The organism is Thermovirga lienii (assembly GCF_036847465.1).
GTDB lineage: Bacteria > Synergistota > Synergistia > Synergistales > Thermovirgaceae > Thermovirga > Thermovirga lienii.
Window position 1 is genome coordinate 1 of sequence record NZ_DAITZW010000027.1, and the last position, 12489, is coordinate 12489.

The 12489-nt window shown below is 46.8% G+C and carries 8 protein-coding genes; 6 read left to right on the forward strand and 2 right to left on the reverse strand.

Translation table 11 applies throughout. The features are described from left to right. The first annotated feature begins 374 nt into the window (after window positions 1–374). Entirely contained in the window at window positions 375–1889 is a 1515-nt protein-coding gene (nhaC, locus tag V7Z69_RS07340; RefSeq protein WP_014162645.1) for a Na+/H+ antiporter NhaC, read from the forward strand. A 120-nt stretch (window positions 1890–2009) separates the two neighbouring features. Beyond that, window positions 2010–3161, forward strand: coding sequence for a saccharopine dehydrogenase family protein (locus V7Z69_RS07345; protein ID WP_014162646.1), 1152 nt, complete (start codon window positions 2010–2012; stop codon window positions 3159–3161). A gap of 64 nt (window positions 3162–3225) precedes the next feature. Here V7Z69_RS07345 and V7Z69_RS07350 read toward each other — a convergent pair whose 3' ends face one another. Continuing rightward, complete coding sequence (locus V7Z69_RS07350; RefSeq protein WP_014162647.1) at window positions 3226–5637, reverse strand: glycoside hydrolase family 65 protein; 2412 nt, start codon at window positions 5635–5637, stop codon at window positions 3226–3228. Between the two features lie 2 nt (window positions 5638–5639). After that, window positions 5640–7232, reverse strand: coding sequence for a trehalose-phosphatase (gene otsB, locus V7Z69_RS07355; protein WP_014162648.1), 1593 nt, complete (start codon window positions 7230–7232; stop codon window positions 5640–5642). Between the two features lie 124 nt (window positions 7233–7356). Here otsB and V7Z69_RS07360 point away from each other — a divergent pair, with 124 nt between their 5' ends. From V7Z69_RS07360 to V7Z69_RS07375, 4 genes are all read left to right on the forward strand, one after another. Then, the gene (locus tag V7Z69_RS07360; RefSeq protein WP_334139392.1) at window positions 7357–9162 is read left to right on the forward strand and encodes a cache domain-containing protein; all 1806 of its coding nucleotides are present in this window, start codon (window positions 7357–7359) and stop codon (window positions 9160–9162) included. Beyond that, the gene (locus V7Z69_RS07365; RefSeq protein WP_014162650.1) at window positions 9159–9797 is read left to right on the forward strand and encodes a response regulator transcription factor; all 639 of its coding nucleotides are present in this window, start codon (window positions 9159–9161) and stop codon (window positions 9795–9797) included. Before V7Z69_RS07360 ends, V7Z69_RS07365 begins: the two co-directional genes overlap by 4 nt. Window positions 9798–9956: 159 nt before the next feature. Then, window positions 9957–11243: a dicarboxylate/amino acid:cation symporter gene (locus tag V7Z69_RS07370; protein ID WP_334139393.1), complete on the forward strand. Its 1287-nt coding sequence runs from the start codon at window positions 9957–9959 to the stop codon at window positions 11241–11243. 104 nt (window positions 11244–11347) lie between these two features. Then, on the forward strand, window positions 11348–12322 hold the full coding sequence (locus V7Z69_RS07375) for a ketopantoate reductase family protein (protein WP_334139394.1): 975 nt from the start codon (window positions 11348–11350) through the stop codon (window positions 12320–12322). Window positions 12323–12489: the final 167 nt, after the last annotated feature.

A 12489-nucleotide genomic window follows, 5' to 3' on the forward strand; every position in this document is an offset into this window, starting at 1 on the left:
TATTTGCCTATTTGTGAGATCAACCCAAAGGGCCTTTCCGTTCCATCCGTTCATGAAAACTTTCCTCCTCACGTTTCTAATTTGCGCAGGTTATTTGTTTTAATCCATTTAGCCTAGGTAATTTTAGCTTTATATAGTAATGTGCGCAATAATATACATCCTTCCGAGATGTAATTTTTGATATGACATTCGCGAAATGTTAACCCTAGAAATTGAGTGAATAAATACACTTTTTTGTAAGTAATGCATTTTCAGACTTTGTATGCTATAAATAATGTATATTTGTCTGTTTTTTGTGGGGGGGTGGTTGCGGAGCATTGAAGGACTGGCATATGAGAAAAAGAGAATAGAAAAGGAGAAAGGGAGGTATCAGAATGAAAGAGAACCAATCGCGGCAGCCAGGACTAGGTTTATCTGTGGGATTGTTTGTGTTATGTGCTTTCATCATAAGCATGGGCGTTCTGAAGCTCGGAGTGGATGCTCACATACCAATAGTCATTTGTTCGGTGATCGCTGCCACTGTCGGAGTGGTAGTGCTGAAAAAACCTTGGTCCGAGATAGAACAGGGAGCCCTTAACGCTATTGCGGTGGCCCTTCAAGCCATAGTAATCCTGATGATTATAGGAATAGTAATTGGTATTTGGCTGCAGAGTGGCGTCGTGCCGTCGCTCATCTACTATGGCCTTTCCATACTTTCACCGTCCATATTCCTTTTGGCAACCTTGATCGTGTGTTCCATAGTCTCTTTGGCCACCGGCTCTTCTTGGACGACTGCTGGGACCATAGGTGTGGCAATGATGGGCATAGCTCATGGCCTTGGAGTGCCTGCGCCAGTAGCGGCAGGTGTAGTAATCTCTGGAGCCTATTTTGGTGACAAGATGTCTCCTCTTTCCGATACGACCAACCTCGCCCCTGCGGTCGCCGGATCCAATCTTTTTGACCACATAAGAGCCATGGTCTGGTCCACAGGTCCCACGTACATCATAGTTGCCATTATTTGCATAGTCCTTGGCATGAAATATGGAGGAGGCGCCCTGGATACAGCAAAGATCGATGCAATGCAGCAGATAATGAAGGCGGAATTCAACATAGGCTTTTTGGGCTTTGTTCCACCCCTTTTGGTCATAGTGCTGGCGGCAATGAAGACGCCGGCCATACCGGGGCTGTTCTCAGGTGTCGTGGCGGCAGCTTTGATGTCCTTTGCTCAGGGTAACGGTCTTGGCGACATAATCAACGCCATGCATTACGGCTACGAGGCAGGAATTTCCAGTCAGTTCGCTTCTCTAGAGGGAGATGCCCTGATGCAGCTCATATCTCAGACTGGCCTTGTTAACATAGCCCCTGAAATGGCTCAGGAAGTAGGTCAGACCCTTACTGACCTGCTCACCAGAGGTGGATTGGATTCCATGATGTGGTCCATATCTTTGGTCTTCTGCGCCCTCTTCTTCGGAGGGGTCATGGAAGCGTGTGGATTCCTCGAGGTGATAGTGGGATCCATAATGAAGACGGTCAGGACTGTAGGCGGAATGATGGCCACGGTCATAGCGTCTTGCTTCATATCCAACCTGTTCTTGGGTGACCAGTACCTGTCTCTGGTAATCCCCGGCAGGATGTTCAAATCCGCCTTTGAGAAGATAAACCTTGCACCCAGAATGCTTTCCAGGGCTCTTGAGGACTGCGGAACGCTGACATCTCCGCTTATCCCGTGGAATACCTGTGGGGCGTTCCAATCCAGCGCTCTAGGCGTGCCAACCCTCTCCTACTTGCCCTACGCATTCCTCAATTACTTGAATCCACTCGTCTCCATACTTATCTCGTACATGAAGATAGGCATCTACTGGAGAACTTCCAGCGGTGAGGACGTAGTTGCGAAAGAATATCCAGGCTAGAAATAAAAGAAATTTTTTTTAAAAAGGGGGGGATCCCCCCTTTTTTTATGACTAATTATTGTATATAATCTGTAAATGTATATATGCATACAAAAACAAACAGGGGAGGAGTTTGAACACATGAAAGCAGTACAGTTGGGAGCAGGATTGGTTGGACAGCTTATAGCGGCGGACCTTGCGAAGGATTTCGATGTAACGGTTGTTGATCTTAATGAAAAGGTCTTGAATGAGATAAGGGAGAAATATCCTTCGATCAAGACTGCTGTGGCATCGGCAACGGATGCCAAAGCTCTTGCGCCGATCCTTGAGGATGCGGACATCGTCACAGCTGGAGTTCCTGGAAAGTTCGGATTTGAGATGATGAAGACGGTGATAAGCCTGGGTAAGAACCTTGTGGATATCTCTTTTATGGCAGAGGATTTTGAGGAATTGGACGATTTCGCGAAAGAAAAGGGAGTCACTGTTGTTCCCGATATAGGAGTTGCGCCTGGCATGTCCAATTTCCTTATGGGTAGAGGGGCAGCGTTATTGGACGAAGTAGAGGATGCCTATATCTTCGTGGGTGGGATTCCTACGAAGGAAGTTCCTCCTTTCAATTATCAGGTAACCTGGTCTCCTAAAGACTGCATTGAAGAGTTCACAAGGCCAGTAACCATAGTGAAAGATGGGCAAAAAATGGTTGTGGAGGCCACCTCAGGTCTTCATCTCAGGGAGTTTCCGGGAGTCGGGACCTTGGAAGCCTTCTATACCGACGGTTTAAGGAGCTTGGCCAAAAACATAAAGGCGAAGAACCTGGGAGAGATGACCCTGCGCTGGCCTGGACACGTGGAACAAATGAGGTTATTGAGGGCCATGGGCATGTTTGACGAAACTCCAAAGGTCCTGGGTGGCAAGGAGGTAATTCCCCTTGAGGTCACAGCTGACTTGCTCTTCCCACTTTGGAAGATGGAGCCCGAAAAGGGAGACAGAGATTTGACGGTAATGCAGGTGGATGTGCACGGCTACAAGGGGCGAGATGAGGTAACCTACAGCTGGTACCTCTTGGATTACTTCGATGAGGAGACCTGGAACACATCCATGAGCCGATGCACTGGCAGTACATGTGCAATCTTTGCCCGGGCCGTTGCCGGTGGTCTTATAAAGGAAAAAGGTGTTCTTCCTGCAGAAAAGCTTGCCCATGACGATGATCTGTACAAGTTCGTTCTTGATGAGCAACTGAAACGCCGCATAAAATACACGGAATCGGTTAAGATAGTCAAAGACGTCCGCTAAGCGAAAAGCATTCAGTTTGTGCTTGCAAGACAAGAGGGAAGCAAACCTTCCCTCTTGTCTTTTTTTACAGTGCAAAGGATACTATCGTGTCTTTTCCGGCAGGCAGAGTCTTTCTTTGCCCCTTTACGGAGATCTCTATAGGTCCTGCAAAAGTGGGGAGGTCTTTTATCGTGAGGCAGGAAGGAGTGATGGTTATGCTTAGTTCATGTCCTCTGTATCTAATGTGGAAGTGCAGTTTACCTAGTTCCTTGGGTAGTGAGGGGTCAAACCTCAGCATGTTGCCTCTGGCCTCAAGCCCTGTGTAGGCTCGCTGTAATATGTCTACGGTACCTGCCATGGCGCCGAGGTGGATACCTTCTGGAGTTGTGCCACCCTGTATATCTGCCACGTCGCTCTCCAGAGCCTCAGAGAACATCTTCCAAGATTCGTGGTTTTGAGAACTTACCAGCACCCAGGAGTGAACGACCCTGCTCAGGGTGGATCCGTGGGATGTGCGGTGCATGTAATAATCTATGTTTCTGTTTTTTATGGTTTCGTCGAAGGGGTAACCGAGCTTCTCGAAAATTTCCTCAAGTTCCTTGTTGCTGAATAGATAAAAAAGCATTAATACGTCTGCCTGCTTTGAGACCTTATAGCGGTTTGTCGAGTCGCCCTCGGCTTCGAGTATGCGATCCAGCCTTTGGATATCACCGTACCTTTTGCGGTACTCTTCCCATTGAAATTCCGCAAGCTTATCATATCCCTCAAACTGGCTTATTATCCCATCGTCATGGAAGATTATGGTCATTTTTCTTGAAAGCTCATCCCATAAACTTATCTCTCTATCGGAAATGTCTAGTTTTTCTCTCAGCCTTCTCAGGGCACTGCAGGGAATAATAGATGTCAGATCCACTGCCCTGCTCCATATCCACGATGCCATTACGTTGGTATAGGCATTGTTGTTTAAGCCAGGTGTTTGTGACCAAGGATATGCATCGTGGTACTCGTCAGGTCCCATTACTCCATGGATTTCGTACCTGCCTGTTTTTTCGTTGAACAAGGTCATGCTTGCCCAGAACCTTGCTATTTCAAAAAACATTTCGGCTCCATAGGAACACATGAACTCCAAATCTCTAGTTATCTGAAAGTACTGCCATATGTTGTAGGCGATGGCGGCGTTCACATGCCTCTGCAAGTGGGAGTTGTCGGGAAGCCACCTTCCAGATTTTGGATTTAGATGAAGTTTCTGGGTCTCCTCCCTTCCGGAGCTTCCGCTCTGCCACGGATACATGGCTCCTTTGAATCCTGCTTCCTTCGCAGCCCTCTTTGCTGCGCCCAGGCGCCGGAAGCGATACATCAAAAGAGACCGGGTTATTTCAGGCATGCGTAGGTTGAGGGTGGGGAATATGAAAATTTCGTCCCAAAATACGTGTCCTCTATAGGCTTCTCCATGCCAACCCCTGCTCGGTACCCCAACATCAAGATCTATGGTATGTGGGGAAGTGGTCTGAAGGAGGTGAAAGGTATATAGTCTGAGAATCCTGGCTATCCTGTCCCCTTGGCTAGGATCACTAGGGAAGAAGTCTATGTCAAACTGATTCCAAAGGTGTTTCCACGCTTTTGCATGGGGTTCCAGCAACTCTTCCAAAGAGCCTGCTTGAAGTAAAGCCTCCTCTGCCTGAAGGGCGCATTCGGATATGGCATTGTCCCTGGATGTAAACAGAGATACGATCTTTTCCAGTCTCAACTTTTGTCCTTTGGTCAGTTCTACCTCAAACTTTTGGCCTATGTAGCCTTTTTCCTTCAGAAGTGTTCTTTTAGGAAAAATTTCCTCGTTCCCTATGAAGGCTCTGGTTCTGGCTCCTTGGGCAATCCTTATTTCCGATTGATTGGTCTGCACCTTTAACAATATAGAGTCATACCCTAGCTCTTTTTCCATCAACCCCTCCAGGTGCTTTTTGTTCAGCTGCAGGTAGCGCTTTACACCAGAGTTTGTGACCTTACCGTCGAGTGCCGAGAGGATTTCTATTTTCCCTGAGAAGTTTTCGGCCAATAGAGTGGTTTCCTGTGCTGCAAGGTGGGGGTTGGCCATGCTTACGATCCTTCGATTTTTAAGGACACATATCCTGCCTTGTTCGTCCTCGAACCTTACGGTGCGATGTAGAACTCCTCGGTATAGGTCCAATTTTTGACGGTAAAAGTGTAGCTTCACTTTTGAAAGGTGGAACCAATCGGAACCCTCCATTTTGAACTTCAGGGGGAGCCAATTGGGTATGTTGACCAAGTCCTCGTTCTCCACGACCCTACCGGCTATTTCCGTTTTAAGCCTGTTATACCCCCCCGCAAGGTAGGTCCCAGGGTAGTGTACACCGTCCGCGTCGCTTTCAGCCGCTGCTCCGCGAGTGGCAAAATAGCCATTTCCTAAGGTGCACAATGCTTCACGGAGTCCCTCTTTTTCAGGTTCGAAGCCGTCATATATGAAATTCCAGGAGCTCATGGTCATCCCCTCCTTTCAAAAAGCTCTGCCAAGCCTTTGAGGTATTCCTCAACGCTTTCTGTATCCGGTAGTTTGTAAGAAGCAGCACTTTTTTCTTGATCCTTCCCTTTTGCGACCACTATTCCTATTCCCCAGTCGATGAGGGCCTTGAATCCATCCTCGTCTGTTACGTCGTCTCCCACGTAAATGGGTAGGACGTTGTGTCTTGAAAAACCTAGTGCCTCTACCAGCCATTCTATGGCCTTTCCCTTATCCCAATCCATATTAGGCCTTACCTCAAAAACCTTTTTGCCAATAGTCTTTTTCAGGGAGGGAAGGTCCTTTACCACTTGGTCCACGTGTTTCTCTATTTTTTCTATCATTTCTGACTTTACCAGCCTGAAGTGGACAGCGATGGAGTATTTCTTGCGCTCTAAGATGAGTCCATCTATGCCTTTGGTTCTTTCCCTCAGGGCCTTTTCAGCCTCGTTTAGCTCTGCAATGAATGCTTCTCCCTCCTTGAATGTCTTTTGAAGCTTTGTCGGACTTTCTATGTCGAAGCCATGGCTTCCGGCGTAAATTATTCCATCCACCTTGACCAACCTTTTGACGTCCTTGAGGTCCCTGCCGCTTATTATCGCCAGTTGCGTCGTGTCCTTAAGCTTCTTGAGGGTTTTTCTGGTTTTTTCAGAAAGAATGGCAAGTTCAGGCCTTTCCACGATCGGAGTCAGCGTTCCGTCGTAATCCAGGGCCACAAAAGGTTCCTTGCCGAATAAAAGCTCCAGTTTTATGTGCCCTATGGCCTTGCGGGCATCTGGAAGGTCCTTTATGGGTACGGTGGCGTCAGGTTTTTTACCGTCCACGGTAATTCTTGATAGATCGAAAGCCACCACATGGGCCCCTTTCTCCAGCAGAGCTGTTCCGTGGCCAGTTCGGTCCACGCCTACTACCATTCCGAAGTTTCCTCTTCTTCCTGCCTCTACTCCGGACTCGGCGTCCTCGAATATTATGCTTCTTGAGGGGGGCGCTTTTAGTTTTTGGGCGGCGTGCAGGAATAAATCAGGATGGGGCTTACCTTTTAAGCCGAGGCGCTCCAGCTCAACGCCGTCCGCGATGTAATCGAAAAGGCTCTCCAACTTTGCCTTCTTCACGACCAATCTTGCGTTTTTGCTTGAAGTGACCAAGCCTATTTTTAGGTTCCTTCGTTTCATAAGCCCTATTAACGCCACTGCTCCCCTGTAGATGGGGACTCCCTCCTGTTCCAATACCTCTTGAAAGATCAAGTTCTTCAAGTTTCCCAAACCACATATGGTCTCCTTGCCCGGAGGATCAGAAGGAGTGCCATAGGGCAAGTTGATATCTCGGGACTCAAGAAAGCTTCTTACCCCCTCGTACCTGGGTTTCCCGTCCACGTATAGGCGGTAGTCTCTTGAGATATCAAAGGGAGCATTATCCTTGTCTAGTTTTTCGAGGTATTGATCGAAGAGTTTCTTCCATGAGAGGGCATGTACCATGGCCGTTTGGGTTACGACGCCATCCAGGTCGAACAAAACTGCGTCAAAATAGCGGCTTTCTATGTCTATGGGGGAATAGATTTCTTCTTCGTTCAGGTTCATAGGGTTTCACCCCCTCCTTATTTCATAATAATAAGACATCAGGATAAAAGGCGCAAAACATTTTTGCTCATAATAATTTTGTAATATTATTTAAAAAGCCTTTGCCTTCGAGAGGAGATAAAAAATGGTAAGTTTCTTCAGGAGCATCAGGTCCAGGTTTATTGCCTTTCTTGTTCTGATAGTTGCTCTGTTTTTGGGGCTTCTTTTGGTGTTTACTTATAGTTCCCTTAAAGATGCAGCCTTGAGAAATGCCAAAGAGCTTTCAAGGGCAGCAATGAGACAGACAAAAGGTAGCATCGACATCTTCTTTTCCGAGCTTGAGAGGTTGGCTAGGGCCTTGGCCAAGTACCCTGCCTTTAAAAACGTCGACACCACCGTCATGAGAGAGATCGTGCTGGCAGAGGTGGAAGCTAGGAAGGAATACCTAAGGGCGATTTATCTTGGAACGAAGGATGGCAAGATGTACGAGTGGGGCATAGGTCCAGGTTTTGTAAACAACAGTCCAATCTTTGAGCCTCATTACGACCCCCGGGAAAGGCCCTGGTTCAAACGAGCTTTAGAAAAGGGAGAATTTTCTGTCTCGGATCCCTATCTTTATGCAAGCTTTCCAGCCTTGGGCATAACCGCAGTGCTGCCGGTTTACGATGATTTGGGTGATTTTGTGGGTGTCTTGGGACTTGATATTCTCTTAGAGGACCTGCAAAAGATGGTAAAGAATTTCAAGATAGAGAAGAACGGAAAGGTTATTATTCTTAACAGGGATAATCATGTGATAGTAAGCCAGTTCGACGATGAAAAAGACGGAAAAAACACGAAGTTGGAGACTTTTGATCTTTTCAACATAGCTAACCTTGCAAATCATAAGGATAGCTACGTAGTAGAGTCTCATAAAATGGGCAAAAGATACTTGATAAGCACCACAGAGGATCAACGTACAGGGTGGAAGATAATAGTTGCTCTGCCCTACGATGAAGTCATTTTGCTGGCTATAAGAAACATAAAAGGCATAATTGTGCTTGAGGTGCTGCTAACTATCTTTTTGGGGTTTGCTCTATTAGTGATGAGCAATAACATAATAATCCATCCCTTGAGAGACGCTATAGAGGTGATAGAGGCCACTAAAGTTGGCGACGCGACAGTTAGAATGCCAGAGGATCGCAAAGATGAGTTTGGTGTCCTGGCTAGGGAGTTCAATAGACTCATAGAGGCGGTCAGAGAGTACCAGAGGGAACTGGAAGAGAAAGTTAAAGATAGGACCAAGAGAATCATAGAACTTCAAAAGGAAAATTTGAGGCTTAGACTTATAGAAGAGAAGGAAAGAATCTACGGTTACTTGCACGATTCCTTGGGCGCTAGGTTGACCAATATAAACATATCCAACGCAGTGGCGCAGAAGGTCGTGGATAAAGACAAAAAGATGCTAAAAGATATGCTCCAGAGAATCGAGACCAATACTAGACTTGCCATTTCGGACCTTAGGGAGATACTCAAGGGATCTACCCTTGACAGTAGGCGGATGATAGATTTTTGTAACGTCCTGCACGCCAACGTGAAAAGCAGGCTGGAGCTGAAGGACATAGAGCTTGAATGGCATTCAGAACTGGACCCTCTACAGGATGAAATTTGCCCCAAAGTGCGCTTGGAGTTTGAGAAAATTCTTCAAGAATTGACAAGCAATGTGCTTAAACACTCCGAGGCCAAGAACGTAAGGGTTTTCTTTTCATTGGACGAAGATAAGCTTAGGCTTGAATATTCGGATGACGGTGTAGGAGGAGCCTTAGTGGACCCAGAAAAGAAAGGCTATGGATTGGCAGGAATAGCAGAGAGGGTAAAGATGTTGGGAGGCGAGTTCAAGGTGAATTCCCCAAAGGGTGGAGGTACCAAGGTGGTAATTCTTTTACCTAACAGGGGGAGGAGAGAGGAATTATGATAAAGGTCATGATATGTGAGGACATAAAGGAGGTAAGGGAGGGGCTTAAGTTCCTCCTCGAGATGGATGAAGAGATAGAAGTGGTGTCCACCACAGGAAAGGCCGAAGAGCTTTTTTCTTCCATAGAGCAATATGGTCCCCCCGATGTGGTCTTGATGGATATCGGCCTGGAGGGGATGTCAGGTTTGGAAGCCACGTCCCTGCTCGTTGAGAAGTATCCTAAGGTAAAGGTTCTAATTCTCACCATATTTGAGGAGGAAGAGAAGATATTGAAAGCCATAGAAAACGGGGCCTCAGGCTACATTCTGAAGAACAGCCGGCCGGAAGAGCTTGTATTGCAGATAAAAGCGGTCCATGCAGGAGGCGCTCCGGTAAGCCCCTCGGTGGCGAAGGTGCTCCTTAAAGAGCTAAGAAAGGGGAGCACAACTTCGTGTAACGAATATCGTTTAACGAGCAGAGAGAAAGAGATAATGAAGGCTCTAATGGAAGGTTTGACCTACAGGGAGATAGCTCAAAAGTTCAATATTGCATCCTCGACAGTCAAAAAGCATATTTTGCACATATACAGGAAAATGGAGGTCTCAAACAAGGTTGAGTTCATGAAAAAAGCCATGGTCCTGAATTTGGACGAATAAAATTTCTCGTTTATACACCAAAAGTAGTATTTGTTCCTTCGTTAAATTGATTTTTGGCCTCTGAAGATACCCAGTTTGGTTAATAGTCCCCCAGACAAAGACAATCTAAAATTTTAAATTGGGTGATTGTAGCAAAAAAATTGTTAGGGGGGAGAAGAAGTGAGTGAAAAAAGCGGCGGTTTGTTTAGTTGGTACTTCAACACCAATCTTCTTTTGCGAATCTTAATAGGCTTGGTCTTGGGAGGGATAGTTGGTTTGGTAGCCGGGGAGTCCATTTTATGGGTGGCCCCCTTCGGTAGTCTCTTCGTGCGTCTGCTCAAGATGATAGTCATGCCGGTGATATTGACTACGTTGGTTGTTGGTGCAGCAAGCATAAGCCCTGCGGAATTAGGCAAAGTGGGTATCAAGATAGTCATCTATTATCTTGTTACATCTGCCTTCGCGGTTGCTGTAGGGCTTCTCATGGGGAACGTCTTCAAGCCTGGATTGGGCCTTGATTTGAGCAACATAGGAGAAGCTGCCGGCAAGGCCATACAGAAACCTTCCTTGGTGGACACTTTACTGAACATCATACCCACAAACCCATTCAGCGCCCTCTCTGGAGGAGCTGTTCTTCCCACCATATTCTTTGCCATAATATTTGGTATAGGTATTAGCTATCTTAAGATAAGCAAAGAAGAGAGGCTCAAAAAGGCAGGAGATATACTGTTCAATGTCTTCGACGGAGCAGCTGAGGTTATGTACCTGATCGTACGATGGGTGCTCCAATACGCCCCAATAGGTGTCTTTGCTCTGATTGCTGTGGTTTTTGCAAAGCAGGGGCCGAAGGTGGTAGGACCCCTTGGAACCGTCACATTGGCTTGTTTCTTGGGTTACATACTTCACACTGTGGTGGTCTATGGAGGTTTGTTGACCCTTTCAGGACTTAGCTTCTTCAAGTTCTTGAGTGGAGCAAAGGAAGCAATGATAACGGCTTTCGTGACCAGAAGCAGCAGTGGTACTTTGCCGGTGACCATGAAGTGCGCTGAGGAGAATTTGGGCGTACCGAAGCAGGTCTATTCCTTTACCCTTCCTCTTGGCGCTACCATAAACATGGACGGTACAGCCATATATCAGGGAGTATGTGTTCTCTTCATAGCCTTCGCAGTGGGTATGCCCCTAGACCTGACTCAGCAGCTTACTGTGATCCTTACGGCAGTTTTGGCTTCCATAGGTACTGCGGGAGTTCCTGGTGCCGGAGCGATAATGCTTTTGATGGTTCTGCAATCTGTGGGGCTTTCCATGGATGAAGGATCCGCCGTGGCAGCGGCATATGCCATGATACTCGGTATTGATGCTATCTTGGATATGGGAAGAACTTGCATAAACGTGACAGGAGACCTCACCGGTACTACCATAGTGGCTAAGACGGAAAAGTTGTTAAACATGAGCAAATGGGGTAAATGATAGTTTGTAAAAAAGTTTTTAAGTTGTAAGGGGCAAAGCAAAGGCTTTGCCCCTTTTTGTTTGAAAATATAAGTTTTTAGGGGGAAGGATACAATGTATAATAAATGTTGTATAAAACAGGAATACAAACGTTGAAAAGAGGTGTAAACCTGTTGATAACCATAGTAGGCTGCGGGGCGCTAGGGTCCCTCTTTGCTGCAAGGATGCTTGAGTCAGGGGTAGATGTACAGGCCCTTCAAAGGCCTGGTGCTCATTATGAGGTTTTAAAGGAAAAGGGGCTAACGTTGCTGGAGTTGGAGGGTGAGGAAAAGAGCTTTTCCTTTCCTGTGTACGATGACATAGATTCCTGTGCACCATCGGACCTTGTAATAATTTTGGTAAAGGCTTTTCAAACTCCCCATGTGGCTCCAAAGCTTTTACCTCTGCTGAAGGAAGATGGAGTTGTTCTTACCCTTCAAAATGGCCTTGGAAACGTGGAGGTGCTCAAGGAGCATGTTCCCCTCAAGAAGCTTTTTGCCGGAAGCGTCACTTATGGAGCTTACAGGGTGGCCCCGGGAGTTGTAAAGGCGGCGGGAGAGGGCAAGATAAAGTTCGGCCCCCTGGACAAGATGGTCAGCCCAGAGCCTGTGATGGACTTTTTGAAACAGAGCGGGCTTAATGTTGAGTTGGTTGATGACCCCATGAGGGTCTTGTGGGAAAAGGTGGCCATAAACGCCATGATAAACCCGGTGGTGGCCCTCGCAAGATGCAATAACGGCAAGATACTGGAAGTACGGGAGGCTCTCGAGCTTTGCAGGGTGCTTTTTGATGAGGCCTTGGAGGCTGCCAGGTGTGAGGGGATAACTTTGGATGAGGAGTCTCTTTGGAGTTTTGTCATGGAGGTGCTGGAAAAAACTGCCGCCAACAGGCCTTCGATGCTTCAGGATCTTGAATCTGGAAGAAGGACTGAGAACGAGGCCATATCGGGCTATATTTTGAAGGCCGCTGAGAAAAAGGGCGTAGAACTGCCTGCGACGAAAGTTGTTTACAGCCTTATGAAGCTTGCAGAGCACGCCGCAATAAAAGATTATGTAGTGTGATTTTTTCTAAGAGGAAATGAATATGAAATGCCATCTTTGTGAAGAAAAACCATGCAGTAAAGGAAAGCCCTGCTTAGAAAAGGACAGTAAGCCTCTATACAAGGATCCAGAGGAAGCAAAAATATTCAAGGTTGCTGCTGAGGTTGAGGCCTTATATTATTGTGAGC

Coding starts and splice junctions, on each gene's coding strand:
- nhaC (WP_014162645.1), top strand. CDS start 375: ATGAAAGAGAACCAATCGCGGCAGCCAGGACTAGGTTTATCTGTGGGA.
- V7Z69_RS07345 (WP_014162646.1), top strand. CDS start 2,010: ATGAAAGCAGTACAGTTGGGAGCAGGATTGGTTGGACAGCTTATAGCG.
- V7Z69_RS07350 (WP_014162647.1), bottom strand. CDS start 5,637: ATGAGCTCCTGGAATTTCATATATGACGGCTTCGAACCTGAAAAAGAG.
- otsB (WP_014162648.1), bottom strand. CDS start 7,232: ATGAACCTGAACGAAGAAGAAATCTATTCCCCCATAGACATAGAAAGC.
- V7Z69_RS07360 (WP_334139392.1), top strand. CDS start 7,357: ATGGTAAGTTTCTTCAGGAGCATCAGGTCCAGGTTTATTGCCTTTCTT.
- V7Z69_RS07365 (WP_014162650.1), top strand. CDS start 9,159: ATGATAAAGGTCATGATATGTGAGGACATAAAGGAGGTAAGGGAGGGG.
- V7Z69_RS07375 (WP_334139394.1), top strand. CDS start 11,348: ATGTTGTATAAAACAGGAATACAAACGTTGAAAAGAGGTGTAAACCTG.